The organism is Pseudomonas sp. MH10 (genome assembly GCF_034353045.1).
Lineage (GTDB): Bacteria > Pseudomonadota > Gammaproteobacteria > Pseudomonadales > Pseudomonadaceae > Aquipseudomonas.
Genome location: NZ_CP133783.1, coordinates 887,687 through 902,771 on the forward strand (window position 1 = coordinate 887,687; position 15,085 = coordinate 902,771).

The following is a 15,085-nucleotide window of genomic DNA, read 5'->3' on the forward strand; positions in this document are numbered from 1 at the left end:
TTTATGCTTAACTGTTCGCTCAAAATCTGAGAACAGTGCCCGTCGTGGACTTGAACATTGATCGAAACGCTGCATCGCCGGTGACTCAGCAGCTGGTGACTAATGTTACCCAGTGGATAAAGCGACGTCGCATCCGGCCTGGCGCCCGATTGCCCTCCATCCGTCAATTGGCGCAGGAAAACGGCTTGAGCCTGTCGAGCGTGATCAAAGCCTACGATCAATTAGTGGCCGTCGGTGTGCTGGAGTCCCGCCATGGATCGGGCTTCTTCGTGGCCGAGACGCGGTCCCAGTCCGTGGAGACCCACCGAGAACACGACAACGGCGCTTGGGAGCTGTTCGGCAGTGAGTCCACAGCGCTCAAACTGGGTTGTGGCTGGTTGCCTGAATCGTGGCGAGAGGGTACCGATTTGGGGCTGGCAATCCGCCAGGTGGTGCGCAGCGACAGCCACTCGTTATTCAACTACAGCTCCCCACTGGGCTCTGCTCATTTGCGGCAGCACATTCAGAAACGTCTGAGCTTGATTGACCTTCACGTCGAACCGCATCAGATCATCACCACTCAAGGTGCCAGTCATGGCCTGGATCTGTTGGTGCGGACGTTGTTAAAACCGGGTGACCTGGTGTTGGTGGAAAGCCCCGGTTATTACAATCTGTTCAACCTGTTGAAGTTGCACGGGATCAAAACCCTGGCCGTACCCAGAACTCAGCACGGGCCTGATATCGCCAGTCTTGAAGCGATCCTCAGCCAACACAGCCCGTCTTATTTCTTCATCAACAGCATGTACCAGAACCCAACCGGCACCAGCCTAGCGCCGAGCGTCGCCTACCGGTTACTGCAATTGGCCACCCAACATGACTTTCGAATCATCGAAGACGATATCTACGCCGACTTTCAGAACGGTACAACCTCTCGGTTAGCCAACCTGGACGCCTTGGATCGGGTGATTTACCTCGCCAGCTTTTCCAAGACCCTGACCAGCTCATTGCGAGTCGGCTATGTGGTTGCCCAACCGAAAATCATCAATCGGTTAGCTGAAGTCAAAATGATCACTGGTTTAGGCTGCCCGTTGTTCGCCGAAAACGTGGTTGCCACCTTGCTAGCCAATGGGTCGTATCGCAAGCTGATCCAGCGCTTGCGCCAACACCTGAACAAGCAGATGGCGAACACGCTTCGGCAACTTGACGACGCTCATTGGGAGGTTTTTTCCGAGCCCACCGGAGGTATGTTCGTGTGGGCACGGTCGCGGCATTTAAGCGCCCAGCAGGTCAATCAAATCGCCGAGGAACTGCATGTGCAACTGTCGCCAGGGTCGGCATTCATGCCAGAGGGTCAGACCTGTGACTGGCTACGGCTGAACGTGGCATATGCGCAGGACATTCGTGCGCAGACCTTCTTTCGGCGCATAGAGCAGAAGTCGAAAGCGGCGCTGATAACGCTCACGTCATAACAGTGAGCTGAATTGTCAAAAACGTCAGGTTGCTGGCCCTTTGATCTCTATCTTCTTGTCAAAATCGCTGACTTTTCAGGTGGTTAGAGAGGGTCATGTGCGGATTTTAGTATCTACGTTCCTAGGGTTTATTTTGGTCAGCGTTGCGCTTGGTGCTCAGGCTAAGCAGTTGAGTAAAAGTGATCGGTTTGTGTGCAGTTGGGGTGCCGGGATTGCGGGCTCTGCCCAAGCATCAAAGCTCTCAGGCGTCAGTCGTTATGGCGCTCGCCGGAAGTTACAGTATCAAAAGTTCAAACAGAGTTGGATGCGAATGATGGCAATAGGAATCACCGAGCAGACCTACAACAGCGCCTCGCGGTTAAAGCCCGCTGGGGTCAAGCAAACCTATAACGAGGAATGCTTGAAGCACGAGTTGGCCCGTAGGTGATATTGAAAAGCGGCCACGATGAGCGTATGGAAAAAGACGAACCGCCTAAGCCCGTATCGGCGGGAGTAGGCGTTCCAAGGGAACTCAACGGTCGACGCGTTGCTGCAAGTGAGCCGGGTAGCGATCACCCGCCACTGTAATCCGCGCCAATGCCGACTCAATGGTGGCCACGTCAGCATCGCTTAATGCGACGGTCGCAGCACCGACGTTTTCTTCCAGACGATGCAGTTTGGTGGTGCCTGGAATCGGCACAATCCAAGGCTTTTGAGCCAGCAACCAGGCAAGGGCAATTTGTGCACGGGTGGCGCCTTTGCCTTCGGCTATTCGCCCCAAGGCTTCGACCAATTGCGCGTTGGCCCTGCGGTTTTCTTCGTTGAAACGCGGGACCGTATTGCGGAAGTCGTCTTTTGCGAATGTGGTGTTGGCGTCAATGGCCCCGGTCAAGAACCCTCTGCCCAAGGGGCTGAACGGTACAAAACCGATGCCCAGTTCCTGCAGGACGGGGAAAATGTCTTTTTCCGGCTCCCGCCACCACATTGAATACTCGCTTTGCAACGCGGTGACCGGCTGCACCGCATGGGCACGACGGATTGATTGCACGCCGGCTTCTGACAGGCCGAAGTGTTTGACCTTTCCTTGCTCGATCAATTGCTTCACCGCCCCCGCGACGTCCTCCATGGGAACACTCGGATCGACCCGGTGTTGGTACAGCAGGTCGATGCGGTCCGTTTTCAGGCGCTTGAGCGAGGCCTCGACCACCGCTCGAATGGTGTCAGGATGACTGTCGAGGCCTTGTGCAACTTCGGCATTTTTGAAGCCAAATTTTGTAGCAATCACGACCTCATCGCGAAACGGTGCTAATGCCTCGCCGAGCAATGCTTCATTAACGAATGGGCCGTAAACCTCGGCAGTGTCGAAGAACGTGACGCCTGCGTCGAAAGCGCTACGGATAAGCGATATGGCAGATGACTTCTCCATTGCCGGGCCGTAAGCGAAACTCAAGCCCATGCACCCCAAGCCTATTGCTGATACCTCAAGGCCGCTGCTGCCTACTGTGCGCTTTTGCATAATCAGTCTCCTGTTGAAATGTCTGTAGATGGCTACTTGTTGGCTCCTACAGCCGGTCTGCTACCTTATATTGCTGTAATCTCCTCAACAATCCGTCTTCCGGTACATAGGTTATTGAGGAAAAATCACAAATGATTCGTGCCGGGCTACCTGAACTTACGGCATTCATTGCCATTGCCGAACACCGTAGTTTCAGCGGTGCCGCCCGCGTCCTTGGGGTTTCGCCGTCAGCGCTCAGCCATTCAATGCGCGGCCTCGAAGCCCGACTGGAGATGCGCCTGTTCAACCGCACGACGAGATCAGTGGCGCTTACGGAGGCGGGGGAGCAACTATTCAATGGCGTTCGGCCGTTACTTGGCGATCTGGAAAACGTCGTCAACGAGGTGACTTCCGCACGCAATACGCCCTCGGGTTCGATCCGTATCAGCGCCTCAGAATCAGCGATCAGGCCGCTTATCCGCCACGTTATTCCAGCGTTTTTGGCAACGTACCCGCAGATTCACGTTGAGTTCGTGGTAGACAGCAAATTGCTGGACATCGTTGCCGACGGCTTCGATGCCGGCATTCGAGCGTTCGACGACGTTCCGCGTGACATGATCGCCGTACGCTTTGGCCCCGATATTCGTTTTGCGGCAGTCGCGTCTCCTGAATACCTTGAGCGTCATCCCGCACCGAACGAGCCGCACGAACTCAAACAACACCGCTGTATACGCTTTCGATTTGCCAGCGGCGCTCTGTTTCGATGGGATCTTGAACACGCTGGAACCAGCACCAGCGTTGATGTCGAAGGCCCGATGACAATGGATAACATCAACCTGATGATTGAGGCCTCACTGGCAGGGATTGGCGTTGGCTGGGTGCCCGAAGACCAGGTAGCCGAGCATCTGGCGGCTGGCCGATTGGTTCATTTACTGACACAGTGGAGCCCAAGCTACCCAGGCCTGAGTCTTTATTACCCGGCCAATCGTCACCCACCGATGGCATTGCGGTTGTTCGTTCAAGCGCTGCGCGAATGGTCGAACGAATCACCCGGTGTTCGAGCGTGACTCAAACACGTCCTTTAGTACCGGAACTGCCGACATCGCTTTAGGCCATCCGACATAGAACGCCACGTGGGTACGACTTCGGCGGCCTGCTATCCCGATAGATGGCACCTTCTAACGTTTAGCGATGGTCTGATCATTGCAAACGGGTCCGCTCAAGCGTTCTTGATAACTGAAAATTGGCGCTAAAACCTATACCCACATCTTCGCATCGACGTGTTCCGAGAGGAGCATTAGTCAGGAGTTAATCTTGAGCACACTCGCGGAAATGGCAGCCAACTTCTTGAAGTTTGAACTGCGGGCTGAAACATCTCTTTTGAATAGAGCCAAGCAAGATTTAAAGGCAGGGCAGGAGCGAATAGCTTTTTTGAACGTCGCCGAAGGCCATGACCCTGAGCCACACTTGGTTCCGAATGATTTAATAGAACGAGTTGGGGGACAGGGTTTGATGCCAAGAACTTGACCATCAAGTTTGATCAGTCCCTGCCTATCGCCAATAGGCAGGTCATTCGCGGCACCCAATCCGAATGTCAGGATGCAAGAACTTCCAATGCACGTAATACATTCTTTTGATGCTCTGGCATTTCACTGGCTTGCGAGGCAGCGGGCCAAAGGGAACGTACTTTTTGCATTACCGCTTTCAGGTTGTAGAAAAACGGTCGCCAAGGGATATCGCTCTTTTTGATCGCGAGAACTCTATATTTAATAGGGCCATGGATTTGCTGGGGAGCGGAAATACAGGAGACGCGAGACCGGCCGCCCCCACAGGCGAACGCATTCTTCTATGGGAGCAGGTTTGCCTGGGAATGGTTGACGCGGTGTCAGATCAGAAGAAGTTGTAGGTGTAATTGAAGAACAACCGGGTCTGATCCAGATCAGCAGAACCCGTGTTACCTGCATGGTAGGTGCCGTGGCGCAGGGTGGTGCCGAAGCCTTTCAATGGGCCGGTTTGCACAACATAGTCGACGCGAGTGTCGATTTCCGATTCGTGCTGATCGGCCCCATGGCCATCGGCCGCTCTGATATCTGCGCCCCGCAGGTAGCTGACAGACGCCTTCAGGCCGGCAATACCCAGACCGGCAAAGTTATAGCTGTACTGGCCGAAGTTGGTGGCCTCACCCGCTCGGGCGAAGCTTCCGACCGTAGCGTCGTTGAACAGGTAGAAACTATAGCCGCCTTGGCCTTCGTTCTTACCGTATTGGTTAGTTTCGCTGGCATCGTTGTTCCAGACGAAACCACCGTCGTCAGAGACTTGGGTTCGGCCAAGCATCAGCGATTGGTTACCCAAGGAGTAGGTGAACATCGTGCTCCAGGTGGTGTTGTCTACCTTACCGGCGTTCTTCGCGTAGCCACCGTTGTTGTTGAACGCGTAGCCAGACTCGCCGTTGCGTCCGTCCGAGGTGCTCTTGAAGTAGCGCAGATCGGTCTTGAACGAAGAGTCGTCGGTGATCGGCAGCACATGCACCAGTCCCAAGAAATTCTGAGAGTAGAAGTTCTCCATGTTGGCGTAGTAGTACTGCAGGGTTAGGTCTTTATTGACCTTCCAGTCTCCACCGGCAAATAAGAATTTATTGCTGTCTTGCGTGGCGCCGGACACCGACAAGCCGGTGCTGTTGGTTGAAGCGCGGCCTTTGACCCCTTCAATTTGGCCCCCGGTCAGCGTCAGGTTATCGATGTCCTTGGAGGTGATCATGCCGCCCTCGAAGGTCTGCAGTTGCAGGCGCCCATCGTTGGCCAACAAGATCGGCAGGGCTGGGGTCAGCGTGTTGCCATAGCGAAATTCGGTCTTGGAGAAGCGCGCCTTGGCCGTAGCACCCGCACTGGCCCAAGTGGATTCAGCCGAACCGTCGCTTTTGCTCGGAGTGAAGGTATTGACCGCCGGGTGCATGCCTTTGCCGCCGTCCAGGTGCAGACCCAGCATACCTTGTACGTCCAAGCCAAAACCGACAGGGCCTTCGGTAAACCCAGAGATATAGTCAAGCTTGAACCCCTGCGCCCATTCTTTTTGATCTGCACCACCGGAGTGGTTATCAGAGTTGAAAAAGAAGTTACGCATGCCCAGCGATAACTTACTGTCCTCGATAAAGTCTGCGCGCGCCGTGGCCGTTAATCCAAGACCCACGGTTAAACTCGTCAGCGCCAACGCGGCTGACAATGATTTGCTGTGCATAGTTGCCCCAAAGTGTATTTATTATGAATTGTTAACAAGCTTGACGCGCCAGTCTTATCTGTCGTTAAGTTATGGACTGGCGCGGTGTTTTTTTCATCAGATGGCCAAGCGGTGTAACTCAGTAAGTATCAGGTTCAACAAATCAACCGTGGTCGCAACCGGTGCCCATCACCAGGTACTGCATAACGTGCCGTATCCCGGTCGAGTCTTCGTAGGTCAGCTGCACGGTTTCTGCACCGCAGGAGTTGCCGGGCTCGGTGTGCGAGATGACCTTGGCGATGTCCGGGTGGCTGTCATAGGTATACATGTCTACCGGCGCGGTCTGATCGCTCTTGGCAGTCGCAGCATCCTCCGCCATCGCAGAAATGCTTAAGCCGGCAAGTGCAAGTGTGATCAGCGCGTTTCTTATACTCATCTCTAACTCCGATATAACTAAAAGCGATCGCGTTATATGATCTATTTTTCCGTCAGACGCTGTCGAAGATTCTCTTGGAATTGGAGTTTGGTGAATAGTTACAGCAGCCTCTGCGAGGGCTCGGATCTTAAGGAAGTGGTGGAACGGTGAGTAGGCAGGTTTGCGACAAACACTGTTTCCTGAATGAGGGGTAATGGATTGGTTTGAAGGGGGGTGGTGCGGGGCTAATCGGGTCAGGGAGTGGTGTCGGCCAGCTACCTTGCAAAATACCAAGCCGATCAGGCATTGAAGTCAGCGAGGCCAGCGCACGTCCACTACCCCGGCAAAGAGTCGCACTTGATGAGCGGCTGGTACGGTACGTCACCTACCTGGCGACTTGGAAAGTGATCGACGGAAACATCGACTCTACGAGTGTTTGCCTCAATTGTAAGAGAGGGTCCATTGGCTGCCGCGAACGCTGAAAAAGCGCCAAGCAGTGGTTCAAAGATCAATGCCGACAAGCAGAGCGGGGAGCCGGTGAGGGCGGTGAAACTACGAGGGGACGATACTGTTGGGCCGCGTCGAGCTTCAGTCCTATGGGCTGGTCGGACCGACCATAATCCTGGATTTCGAGCCCCGTTAGCCAAATCAGGTTAGAGTGTTCATCAATGTCTGTTCATAGGGCCATCCACTCGATTCGCGTGGTTGCGCCAAGTGGTTCCCGCGAACCAACAGGGCAAAAAAACCGTATACCAATCGATATGTGAAGAATGAATCGTCCGTTGTTTGTTTCTCTAGATGGACCTAAGGGAGTCGGCAAAACCACACTGTTGGAGGCCGTCACTAAAGAGCTGAGGGCAGACAATAAAAAAGTGATCCGGCTTTGCGAGAAAAAAAGTGACCCCTATAGGGGTGAAACAATGGCCCTCGTTAACGGACTGGTGAGAAATCCCACCAGGGATTTGGAGCTGAGGGTTTGTGAGCGCTTTGCGGATAGCCGTAGTTGGATTTCCCAGCACGTGCTAGCTAAACAGCCACAAGGCAGCATCATCTTGATCGATCGCTGGTACCCGTCTGAAGCCGCGTTTCGCCGGATAGTGCCGTTTGCAGAGATCCTACAGTTGAACATTGATCGAAACGTGCGGGTGCCAGACCTGCATGTCGGGGTAGTCACCGCGCCTGATATTTCATGGGCGAGGGCAGCGGCACGACGGCGTGGTCTGAGCAGTACTGTGATCCATAAACTTGAAGATCATGTCGCTTGTACCACGGCGTTCGAGCGAGCGATTGCAGATCATGGCTGGGTTTTATGCCGGAATGAAGGAACGATTGAAGACGCGACGATGCAGGTGATTTCTGAGATTTATAGAGCCCTTCGATGTGCGGTAGCCGAACAATGACTTGCCATGAACGCGAAGTACATGGCCCTTGATGAAAATACCTGGAAGTACAGATACAAAAACATACCAGAGTTCTAGCACTGAGTAATATCAACTGGTTGCATAGGGAGCGTGTCCTCCATCCTAGGAGATTTGAAAACTTTACAGTCGTAATCTGCTGCGTATGTTTTTTTGAAGTCTGTGAAGTGTAAGAAATATTCAAACCAGGAAGCGGGCACCTTGTCAGGTCGAGCACTTCGTTGCTGTGGAGAACGCAACAGTACCTTGACGTAGCACAGTTCCTTTTCAACCTAGGTATTATGTTATTTCAAAGCTCCTGCAGCTGTATTATAAAAGGCAACTTGGTTGCGTCCACGCGTTTTTGCTTCGTACAACGCAATGTCCGCCTGTTTGAACCATTCATGTAGTAACATTGGGTTGTCGAACGCCGTTAGACCGATGCTTAATGTCGCAACGGTTGTCTGCTTTTGACCGAATACAGAGTCGGCGACCTTTATCCTCACCCTGTCAAGAACTTGAAAGGCTGTTACTCGATCGGTATCAGGTAGGAACACACAAAACTCATCTCCTCCAAACCGCGCGACTATATCAGTTGAGCGTAGGTTAGACCTGAGTGCGCAAGCCACATGCCTCAGGACTTCATCCCCAACAAAGTGGCCATGCGTGTCGTTAATCTGCTTGAAATGATCCAGATCCAAGATTGCGAGACAGCCCTTCGAAACCCCGTACACGCTGCGTTTATATTCGTTTGAGAGCAGCGCGTTCCAGTAGCGACGGTTGTAGAGACCCGTCAGGCTGTCGGTCTCACTCAACTCACGCAAAATCTCACGGTTGCGCCCTAGCCGAAGCGCAAGTTTGTATAGCGTCCAACCGATGACCAATGGCTGGATGATAATCATCGGTATCGACGAATAGACGACTAAAGGACTGCTATAAAGCGAAATACTTAAGCCAAATATTGCAACGAAAACGGCGATTCCAACTATTTTGGCCAGCCAGCCACGCAATACGAAAGCCATCCCGCCTGTAGCAACGTTGTTCATTGCCAGCATCGATAGCATTACCACGCTGGGAAGCAAGTTGAATCCTATGGCGGCGATCCAAAACGCGGACAAAGCTGAATCCAGTAGGACACTGCGCCGCTCTATATACGCGGGATGTTCAGCGAACAGTGCTAGTACAAAGGCTATCCACGGCCATACGAAGCAAAACGTAATGAGCAATGCCCAGATTAAAGGTGGACGACCTTGCTCCCAAAAGACCCCGGCGACGCAGAAAAAACCAGCGGCCAGCCCTATAGCACGAGGCATCAATGCACGTTTGGCAAAGGCTTGGTTCCTGTTCCTTGCTCCGAATGAACTCGTCATCACTGTCCATAAATCCAAATTATCCAGCTACGGCCTCGCTCATGGGTCGGCCAAATCGAGCATAATTTCTATGCACGCTCGATAACTTAACAGACTCATTGGCTTGCATATCAAAATACCATCGTTGCGTGGGGGGTATTCTTTGAGGTGGTGTAACCCCCCAAACGGGCCTCAGCAGGTCACCTTGACGCTGGTAACTTGCCTGCACTTCGGCTCTCGCCCTAGGCGCTGGGGTCAGGAATGTCTGTTATCCAGACGGATGATGTACCAGTTAAAGCTGGCGCAGAATAGTCGATGAAAGCTCGATACTGTTAAGAGTGTTTTTCGGATCAATGTCTTTAATGGCCTGCAGCAGTAGTTGCTCATGCGATGTCACGTGCGGGCTTGCGAAAAGCTGATCCAACGGTACAACAGAATCGGTGAAGGCCTTTACCAGTTTGATGACTTCGCATTCTCGCTGACGTCTTCCAGGGTGGAGTCGATAGAGCCCTCCCGCTGAATACCAACGGCGGTTATCCATTTAAGTAGCGACACGTTGGCGGCGATGCCAAGGCCGACGCGCGTGGCAGGGGAGACTGAGTTTTCCTAGGTAGAGCGTAGAGCTAGGAGCTCCGGTAAGGGCTTGATGGAGCGATATGAATGAGCCATCGCCCTGAGGGCAGGGCACGTTCGGTGGTTGTGGCCGCGTACTGATACTGACAGGCGAGGCAATAGGTGCACGCTATAGAGCCGTTTTGTTCTGCCCTTGCGAATGCTCGAACAAGCGCCTGAACCCTGTATTTCATGACACGCGTCGACGGGGAGAAAACCCGCTGCTAGTCATTTCAGAATGCTCGATGCACCGCTGCAATCATTTTCATTCCGGCGGTAAGCCCCATCGCAAACCCAGATGAGCCTGCCTCTGGGGCGGGCATGACGGCCCCTATCACGGTAAAGGAATGGTGGCCATTGTAAGTCTGTTTTTTTCGGCATACCCTATGCAAAACCTATACAAAGTGCATTCATATGTATAACGCTGAGCAATGGCCACTGACGCTTTATTTTGATGGTGACTGCCCGCTTTGCGCTCGAGAAATCAAGATATTGAGCCGAAGCGCCACAGAGGCACGACTGCTGTTTTTTGACATCAGTCGCGATGACTTTGACGCCAAGGCACTGGGGTTCACGCTCGAGCAAATGCAGTCGTCACTTCATGCCAGCTTCGCCGATGGCCGCTGGGTTACCGGTCTAGACGCTACCCTATGGAGCTGGCGAGCAGCCGGTCTGGGTATGTGGGCCACTCCACTGACATGGCGCGCAATTCGGCCGCTACTTGCAGTCGGCTATAGCCTGTTCTGCCGCCTACGCCCCTATTTGGCATGGCTACCTCATCCTGATGGCAGCCGTCGCTGTCGCGACAACCGATGCACAGTGCCGGAGCCGAAAACCGCGGCAAGTAAGCAGTCAACATCGAAAACAAAGAAGACCTAGACAGCTTCACTCTGTCATTCGTCCGACGAAGAATCCGGGCCATAGGTGCTGCTCTACCGAAACCTGCGTTATCTGCTTCAAGCCAAGCGTTAAAGGCACGTCCCTAATGATTAGAGTGAACCTCTCCTGAAGTGCAATATTGCCGCGAGAAGTCAAAATGAACCCTTCATTAGTAGAGCATCACGGTAAAACTCTCGTCGGCGTCATCAATCTCTCTATGCCTAAGTTCGGCATCGAGATGGGGCAAGTGGCGTTGGTTTTCCATCGCCAGTATGCGGAGGAAACTCAATGAACAATACCTTGCGGATGAATTCCTTTGGCGACGGCTACCGGGCCTTGGTAATAGGCGCCAGCGGGGCACTCGGGTCGGCCTTCTGCGAATTGCTCAAGGAGGATCCACATTGTGTGGGGGTTCGCGAACTGGGACGCCATGGTTTTCCACGGTTGGATCTGGAAGAACCTGAGAGTATTGCCAAGGCTGCTGCCGAATTAGCCGAAGAAGCACCGTATCAGTTGATCCTGCATGCCGCAGGCCTGCTTCATCGTGGCGAAATCAAGCCTGAGAAAAGTTACTCCGCGATTGAAGACGATGCGTTCAGGACTGTATTTCAAGTGAATACGTTGGGGCCCGCGCTGGTGTTGCGTCACTTTCTGCCATTGCTTGACTCTCGTGGAGCGATGGCGCTGCTCTCTGCCAAGGTCGGGAGTATTGGCGATAACCGCTTGGGCGGCTGGTATGCCTACCGTGCCTCCAAAGCGGCGTTGAACATGCTGATTAAAACCGCAGCAATCGAACTGGCACGAACCTGCCCTAAGTCCCGCTTACTCAGCCTTCATCCAGGCACCGTTATTTCGGGCCTTTCCCAACCCTTCCGTGGCGCCGCTGGAGCAAGACCGGCACGTATTGCCGCACATGAGCTGCTATCGCTGATTGATCAACTGGGCCCTGCCGACAGCGGAAACTTCTTTGCTTATGACGGAGAGCGCCTACCTTGGTAGGCGAGGAGTGAAACTTGAATCTGAAAAAGCTGACTGAGTTGGCTGCAAATGGCGAGATACGGGAACTGGAACTGCTGTCACTGGAGCGCGGTATCTACATAGCGCGCGTTAGGCTTGATCACGGCCAGCTTACGCTGCTGAACGATTCGGCGAAGCCTATGCACCTTCGTTCCGTCACTCACTTGCGCGATCTGTTGCAAGCGGTTCCGCCGTTTCCATGTGTGCTTGTGCAGCAGTGTGTCCATGATGAAATGTGCGGCGGGCGTGAAGGCCCCATTGAGTCGTTGCGAATTCCTTTTTCCCTGGGGTCGCCCTAGTGAGACCGCTGGTTCGTAATCTGGGATCTGCTGTTGAGCCATCAGCTGTACTTCTATCTGAGTCTATGCGACGCATTGGATGGCGAGCACGACGCCATGCTGATGGCAGAGTGTGAGCGTGTTAGAAGCTCAGCTCCTGGATTTCAGAGCGCCAATCTCAACGCTGGCCATAACCTCCGGGCATCTGCCAACGCCTGTGACCGCCCATGACGACCGGGCTTGAGCGTGTACGAAGATATTGTCACCCTTGCTCGGCCGTAGGAAAGAACTAGTGCGTCACCGCGAAGTTGGTCAGCGCTATGGGGGCATCGTTTTATCATTTGGGAAACCTAGCACCGGGGCGTATGATTAAAGTAGTAGCCTTTCGACATCATGGCTGCGTTTTTGGAGCATGATGCTCCTGCTGGCACGGATCGCACGCGTACGTCGACATCCCCTTACCGCTACTGATCACCTCTCTTGGGAATTGGATGAAACACGCTGAAGAACCATCAACAATTGAACTACGTCGTTTTGAACGTATTCGGGAGTTGTGCCTCCTCGACGATCACCACGATGATACTTTTGATCAAATTGTGGCGCTTTGTGCCGATTACTTTCGTGCGCCCATCGTGCTTATTTCAATTGTTGATCAGCACAAGCAATGGTTCCGCGCCAAGGTCGGCGTAAGCATCAACGAAACGCAGCGCAGCGAGTCGTTCTGTGCCTATACCGTGCATTCGCATGAATTTCTGGAAGTGCCGGATGCAACAGCCGATGTCCGATTCAAAGACAATCTACTGGTCACCGGTCTCCCCAATATCCGCTATTACGCTGGTGCGCCTCTAACCACTGAAGATGGCCTGGGTCTAGGCACTCTCTGCGTGATAGATACTGTGGCCAGGCCGGCGATGAGCCTACAAGACCTCTCAATGCTGATGCATTTGGCTAAGCTTGTAATGAGCCGAATCCTCGCGCTTAGATCAGAACACTTTGTTGACGCTGCCACCGGAATCTACAACCGTACCAGATTTGAAGAAGACATTAGAAAAGTGAGTCCCGAGGCACCTGAGTGTCTCGTCGTAGCGGTCGACATCATCTCCCCAAGCTTTTTAGATGACATCGTCAAAACGCTAGGTTATGAGTTTTCGTTGGGTCTGATGCTGGCCATCAAGGAACGCCTTTCAAAGCTCGTTGCTGCGGACTGCCAGCTATACAGAATCAGTCCCACTCGTTTCGGGCTCATGCTCGCTGGCCACGAAGCAGAAGCCTTTAGCCAGGCAGTTATCAACGACTACCAAACGCCGGTAGTGTGCGAAGGCATTCCTCTGCAGATGACGGTGGGCATCGGCTTGTTCAAACTCGATCAGTCAGGTCGCTCGTCGCAGGAGTGTGTTCGGTTGGCAATAAGCGCGGCTGGTGACGCCAGAGATCGAAACGTTGGTTGGGGGTACTACGAAAATGGGCTGGATGCTGCGCAGCAACGTACCTTCACGCTTTTGCGCTCGCTCACCACAGCCATGTATAGCGATGATCAACTTAGACTGGTTTACCAACCTCGCATCGACATTATTACTGGCGAATGCACCTCGGTTGAGGCACTTCTGCGTTGGGAGCATCCAACTCTAGGATCAATCGGGCCCGGAGAATTCATCCCGCTAGCTGAAAAAACAGCACTGATGGGGCCGCTTAGCTTTTGGGTTTTGCGGAACGCTATCAAACAGACTTCCCATTGGCATCGTGAAGGGTTCAACTTCAAAGTCTCAATTAATGTGACGGTTAACGACCTCGAATCTCTTCTATTCATCAATTATCTTATTGAGAGGGTTCACGTCGAGGGTGTTGACCCCCATTTAATTGAATTGGAGCTAACCGAGAGTGCTCGCGTCGTAAACTTAGGGCGCATGTTGGAGCATCTGGATCAGCTTCGCGCCTACGGGATCGAGATTGCTATCGATGATTTCGGAACCGGCTATAGCAACTGGTCACACCTCCAGCAGCTACCTGCTCGTGTCGTGAAATTGGATCGGTCATTGATTGATGGCCTCGCTCAGAATCCCAAAAACCAGTGCATGGTGCGGACACTCATCCAGCTTGCTTGTTCTTTGGGATACCGCGTAGTCGCGGAAGGTGTCGAAACAATGGAGACCTACGAGCTTGTCCGTGGTTGGGGTTGCCATGAGATTCAGGGATATCTGATTGCTAGGCCGATGGAGGCAATTGCTTTACCTGTTTGGTTACTTGACCAAAATAACGCCCGAGAGGTTTTAAACGTCGAACATTTTAGCCGTGCTGATGTTGATGTTGATGTTGACGCTACATCAACCAACTTCGACTAATCCAACCGGCGCATCGTGTGACAGCGACCCTGATTCATCACGAACCCGACAATAGCCACTGGCAGTGCGGCTGCGCACTCAAGCGTATTGGCGAGGATGTCAGCGAAAAACTCGACTACACACCGAGCGTGTTCACCGTCGAACGCCAGATCCGAGGCAAGTTGGTCTGCGACGATTTTGGCGGCTACAAGGCCAGTTTTGAACAGGGCGTGACCGAGATCGGTTGCATGGCCCATGCACGGTGCAGGTTTTTCGATTTGCACGCCACACACAAGCGCCAACTGGCCGAACAGGCGTTGCGATACATTCAGCTGCTGTTCGAAATCGAGCGTGAAGTCCGCGACCTGGAACCGGATTTACGCCGACGAATGCGACAAGAAAAAGCCGCGCCAGTGATGGACGCGCTGCCTACCTGGATGATCGCCCGGCGTCTGCTCGTGCACGATGCTAGATAGTGGCATTTTCGATACTCCCACCAATTGTTCAAAGCTTAGGTTAGGTGTCGCCCCAAGTTGAGATATGACTCGTTCCTGCATCCCTATATAGGTCCGAACGGCTGTTTTTGGCCCAGAGGTGTGAAGAAAAACGCTTGATCAAACCCTTTCTATGATTTCTGAGAACTTCATCGTAGGGATTGCCCATGAAGCGTTTTATTCAGAGGTGA

At 53.2% G+C, this 15,085-nt stretch carries 15 protein-coding genes and 1 pseudogene; 11 read left to right on the top strand and 5 right to left on the bottom strand.

What is annotated here, in order from left to right; all coding sequences use genetic code 11:
* The first annotated feature begins 44 nt into the window (after positions 1-44).
* Positions 45-1,448 carry a PLP-dependent aminotransferase family protein gene (locus RHM59_RS04075; protein ID WP_322286007.1) on the top strand — a complete coding sequence of 468 codons (1,404 nt, stop codon included), beginning with the start codon at positions 45-47 and terminating at the stop codon, positions 1,446-1,448.
* Positions 1,449-1,545: 97 nt separating this feature from the next.
* On the top strand, positions 1,546-1,875 hold the full coding sequence (locus tag RHM59_RS04080; protein ID WP_322286008.1) for a hypothetical protein: 330 nt from the start codon (positions 1,546-1,548) through the stop codon (positions 1,873-1,875).
* A gap of 84 nt (positions 1,876-1,959) precedes the next feature.
* Here the strand turns inward: RHM59_RS04080 and RHM59_RS04085 are convergent, their stop codons facing one another.
* Positions 1,960-2,943, bottom strand: coding sequence for an aldo/keto reductase (locus tag RHM59_RS04085; protein WP_322170492.1), 984 nt, complete (start codon positions 2,941-2,943; stop codon positions 1,960-1,962).
* Positions 2,944-3,074: 131 nt separating this feature from the next.
* Between RHM59_RS04085 and RHM59_RS04090 the strand changes: the two genes are divergently transcribed.
* Entirely contained in the window at positions 3,075-3,989 is a 915-nt protein-coding gene (locus RHM59_RS04090) for a LysR family transcriptional regulator (RefSeq protein ID WP_322286009.1), read from the top strand.
* Between the two features lie 247 nt (positions 3,990-4,236).
* Complete coding sequence (locus RHM59_RS04095) at positions 4,237-4,449, top strand: hypothetical protein (protein WP_322286010.1); 213 nt, start codon at positions 4,237-4,239, stop codon at positions 4,447-4,449.
* Between the two features lie 363 nt (positions 4,450-4,812).
* Here the strand turns inward: RHM59_RS04095 and RHM59_RS04100 are convergent, their stop codons facing one another.
* Both RHM59_RS04100 and RHM59_RS04105 read right to left on the bottom strand, forming a co-directional pair.
* Positions 4,813-6,156, bottom strand: coding sequence for an OprD family outer membrane porin (locus RHM59_RS04100; RefSeq protein ID WP_322170484.1), 1,344 nt, complete (start codon positions 6,154-6,156; stop codon positions 4,813-4,815).
* 142 nt (positions 6,157-6,298) lie between these two features.
* Positions 6,299-6,571, bottom strand: a complete 273-nt coding sequence (locus RHM59_RS04105; protein WP_322286011.1) for a DUF2790 domain-containing protein — start codon at positions 6,569-6,571, stop codon at positions 6,299-6,301.
* A gap of 749 nt (positions 6,572-7,320) precedes the next feature.
* Between RHM59_RS04105 and RHM59_RS04110 the strand changes: the two genes are divergently transcribed.
* A complete protein-coding gene (locus RHM59_RS04110) occupies positions 7,321-7,950 on the top strand; it encodes a dTMP kinase (RefSeq protein WP_322286012.1) in 630 nt (209 codons plus the stop codon).
* A gap of 302 nt (positions 7,951-8,252) precedes the next feature.
* Here RHM59_RS04110 and RHM59_RS04115 read toward each other — a convergent pair whose 3' ends face one another.
* Positions 8,253-9,317 (bottom strand): diguanylate cyclase, encoded by a 1,065-nt coding sequence (locus RHM59_RS04115; RefSeq protein ID WP_322286013.1) that lies wholly within the window; start codon positions 9,315-9,317, stop codon positions 8,253-8,255.
* 271 nt (positions 9,318-9,588) lie between these two features.
* Positions 9,589-9,837: a hypothetical protein gene (locus RHM59_RS04120; protein WP_322286014.1), complete on the bottom strand. Its 249-nt coding sequence runs from the start codon at positions 9,835-9,837 to the stop codon at positions 9,589-9,591.
* 485 nt (positions 9,838-10,322) lie between these two features.
* Here RHM59_RS04120 and RHM59_RS04125 point away from each other — a divergent pair, with 485 nt between their 5' ends.
* The 6 genes and pseudogenes from RHM59_RS04125 to RHM59_RS04150 form a co-directional block, all read left to right on the top strand.
* Complete coding sequence (locus RHM59_RS04125; RefSeq protein WP_322170472.1) at positions 10,323-10,787, top strand: DUF393 domain-containing protein; 465 nt, start codon at positions 10,323-10,325, stop codon at positions 10,785-10,787.
* A 157-nt stretch (positions 10,788-10,944) separates the two neighbouring features.
* Entirely contained in the window at positions 10,945-11,079 is a 135-nt protein-coding gene (locus RHM59_RS04130) for a hypothetical protein (protein ID WP_322286015.1), read from the top strand.
* The gene (locus tag RHM59_RS04135; RefSeq protein WP_322286016.1) at positions 11,076-11,786 is read left to right on the top strand and encodes an SDR family NAD(P)-dependent oxidoreductase; all 711 of its coding nucleotides are present in this window, start codon (positions 11,076-11,078) and stop codon (positions 11,784-11,786) included. The genes RHM59_RS04130 and RHM59_RS04135 overlap by 4 nt, the downstream gene beginning before the upstream one ends.
* A gap of 14 nt (positions 11,787-11,800) precedes the next feature.
* Complete coding sequence (locus RHM59_RS04140) at positions 11,801-12,103, top strand: DUF6482 family protein (protein ID WP_322170465.1); 303 nt, start codon at positions 11,801-11,803, stop codon at positions 12,101-12,103.
* 470 nt (positions 12,104-12,573) lie between these two features.
* A complete protein-coding gene (locus tag RHM59_RS04145; RefSeq protein ID WP_322286017.1) occupies positions 12,574-14,421 on the top strand; it encodes an EAL domain-containing protein in 1,848 nt (615 codons plus the stop codon).
* Between the two features lie 26 nt (positions 14,422-14,447).
* Positions 14,448-14,861 (top strand): annotated as a pseudogene (locus RHM59_RS04150) (IS66 family transposase); the annotation flags it as partial.
* Positions 14,862-15,085: the final 224 nt, after the last annotated feature.

Coding starts and splice junctions, on each gene's coding strand:
- RHM59_RS04085 (WP_322170492.1), bottom strand. CDS start 2,943: ATGCAAAAGCGCACAGTAGGCAGCAGCGGCCTTGAGGTATCAGCAATA.
- RHM59_RS04090 (WP_322286009.1), top strand. CDS start 3,075: ATGATTCGTGCCGGGCTACCTGAACTTACGGCATTCATTGCCATTGCC.
- RHM59_RS04100 (WP_322170484.1), bottom strand. CDS start 6,156: ATGCACAGCAAATCATTGTCAGCCGCGTTGGCGCTGACGAGTTTAACC.
- RHM59_RS04105 (WP_322286011.1), bottom strand. CDS start 6,571: ATGAGTATAAGAAACGCGCTGATCACACTTGCACTTGCCGGCTTAAGC.
- RHM59_RS04110 (WP_322286012.1), top strand. CDS start 7,321: ATGAATCGTCCGTTGTTTGTTTCTCTAGATGGACCTAAGGGAGTCGGC.
- RHM59_RS04115 (WP_322286013.1), bottom strand. CDS start 9,317: ATGACGAGTTCATTCGGAGCAAGGAACAGGAACCAAGCCTTTGCCAAA.
- RHM59_RS04120 (WP_322286014.1), bottom strand. CDS start 9,837: ATGGATAACCGCCGTTGGTATTCAGCGGGAGGGCTCTATCGACTCCAC.
- RHM59_RS04125 (WP_322170472.1), top strand. CDS start 10,323: ATGTATAACGCTGAGCAATGGCCACTGACGCTTTATTTTGATGGTGAC.
- RHM59_RS04130 (WP_322286015.1), top strand. CDS start 10,945: ATGAACCCTTCATTAGTAGAGCATCACGGTAAAACTCTCGTCGGCGTC.
- RHM59_RS04135 (WP_322286016.1), top strand. CDS start 11,076: ATGAACAATACCTTGCGGATGAATTCCTTTGGCGACGGCTACCGGGCC.
- RHM59_RS04145 (WP_322286017.1), top strand. CDS start 12,574: ATGAAACACGCTGAAGAACCATCAACAATTGAACTACGTCGTTTTGAA.